Raw genomic sequence first — 2,021 nt, 5'->3', positions numbered from 1 at the left:
GTGTTGCGCGGCGCCACCTTGCGCACGGCGCGTGCCGTCCCGTTGATCATGGTGTGGAAGATGTCGTCCGACCCCTTGGTGCAGAAGTCGCGGGTGCGGGTGCGGAACTTGAGCTGGCGCGGCACGCTCACGGGCGTGCCCTCGAACGAGCCCTGCGAGCCGACTACGTCGTTCGTCTCGTAGATGATCTGCGAATTGCGGTCGCGGATGTTGCCGAGCTGGTGCAGCGGGAAGTCCGACGCCTCCAGCTGGATATTCGGCTGGGCCTTCTTGCCGGTGCTGTTCAGGTAGCCGCCGCGGGTGAAGCCCAGGCCGTTGCTCAGGCCGCCGAACTTGTCGTCGGCGAACGGCTGGCCCAGCAGGCCGGGATCGAGCTGGTTGACCGTGCGCGGATCCGCGCCGGCGTGGAAATGACAGGATGCGCAGGCCTGACCATCGGCACCGACCGAAGCGTCCCAGTAGAGCGCCTTGCCCAGCGCCACCAGCCAGTTCTTGTCCTTGACCAGCGCGTTGTACTGGGCGGCCGGCGGCGAAGGCGGCTTGAGCCCGCGCAGCGAGCCCAGGGGCGCCTCGATGTCCTCCTCGACCTCGTCCTCGAGCTCGACTTCCTCCTCGTCCTCGATCTCGGTTTCCTGGGCGGCCACATAGGCAGGTGCCAGGGCGGCTGCCATGACGGCGAGCAGGCAGGCAGCCCGCAGGCGTTGATAGATTGTGTTCACGGCTGACATCCTATTCCAGGCATGGGCTGGGCGCCGCCTTTCCCCCGTTCCGGCGGCGCCCAGTCAACGCGTCGGCTCTTAGCGGCCGTCCATGTCAGCGGTGGCGGTGGCTGCATTTGGCACACCAGCACCGGCAGGAACTACGGCGCGGACGCGGCTCGGACAGACCCCGCCCGGAATGGTGAGGTTCCGCAAGTCCGCCCGAAACAGGCCCTGATCCGGGTCGCCTGCAACAGGCGCCGGCTGCGCCGTCGCTGTTACAAAGCCAACCGTGGTCCAGCGATCCGGATTGTTCAGGGCCGGTATCCGGATCTGCACCGTGGCGTTAGCCGGGTTGACGACGCCGCCGCGCACTTCGATCTCGTCGCGGCCGCCGCCGCGGATCCGGCAGTCGGCGCGCAGGATGCCCACCTGCGTCCGGTTCTTGTTTAACAGGGGCGCGCCATCAGCTTCCAGAGTATGGTAATAGAGAACTTTCTGGCGGGATGAATAGTAGCCTTCCGCACTCACCAAGCTTCTCGGGGTGATCTCCCGCTCGTTGACGCGCAGGCCGAAGCTGTTGATCGCTGGGCCCGCAGGCATTCGGCTATCCGTGGACCGACGAATCGGCATTCCGTTGACAGTAGCTCGCGAGACACCACTAGGAAGAGTTACCAGCTCTGTTGCTTCTCCGACGATCACGTTTTCAGCCAGATCGCTGAATAGGTCCGTGGCATGGACTTCTTCACCGGCACTGTCCCCAATGACGATCGCGGTGCCGCCGAGAAAGCCCTCCTCGCTCCGCCCGGGCAATTTGCCACTAGCAAAGCTGGCGAACGTTAGTGGATCGGTCTCGTCGAGCGAAGTCTTGGTTGGCGTATGGATCAAGGTGTCGTTCCACACGTTCACCTTGACACCCATCACTGTGATCGTTCCCACGATGTATCGGGCGGGCAATGGGGAAGGAAGGTCGGCGAAGTTGATCGCCGTCATCGGCCCTTCGATCTCGACATCACCGGGCGCGAGCTGAGCGCCAGCCGGGCTGGCAAAGGCGACCAGGGCCAGGGCCGCCGCACCGAACATGAGATTGCGTAGCATGAAGTCGCCTCCTTAGGGCGTGAGTATCCCTTCGCCCGGCACTCGTGTGCCGGGCCATTCTTGATGCTCTCGAGTTAAAACTTTCCTGACAGAGCCGCCGGCTCAGTCGACGATATTCCAGGTCGCCATCATGGCGTGGTCTTCATGCATGGTGTTGTGGCAGTGCATGACGTAGCGACCACGCTCCTGCTTGGACGCGTAGCTGTAGTCGGGATCCGGGAAGTC

At 64.1% G+C, this 2,021-nt stretch carries 2 protein-coding genes and 1 pseudogene; all 3 read right to left on the bottom strand.

Translation table 11 applies throughout. From position 1 onward, the window contains the following. A pseudogene (locus HLA95_RS27090) lies at positions 1 to 719 on the bottom strand (cytochrome-c peroxidase); the annotation flags it as partial. Positions 720 to 797: 78 nt separating this feature from the next. After that, positions 798 to 1,796: a hypothetical protein gene (locus tag HLA95_RS27085; RefSeq protein ID WP_191061995.1), complete on the bottom strand. Its 999-nt coding sequence runs from the start codon at positions 1,794 to 1,796 to the stop codon at positions 798 to 800. Between the two features lie 102 nt (positions 1,797 to 1,898). Beyond that, positions 1,899 to 2,021, bottom strand: a 123-nt coding sequence (locus tag HLA95_RS29470) for a multicopper oxidase domain-containing protein (RefSeq protein WP_222185095.1), incomplete at its 5' end; no start/stop codon positions are given.

Origin of the sequence: Geminicoccus harenae (genome assembly GCF_019800005.1) — a bacterium.
Classification (GTDB): Bacteria; Pseudomonadota; Alphaproteobacteria; order Geminicoccales; family Geminicoccaceae; genus Geminicoccus; species Geminicoccus harenae.
This window is presented reverse-complemented; position numbering and strand designations above follow the sequence as displayed.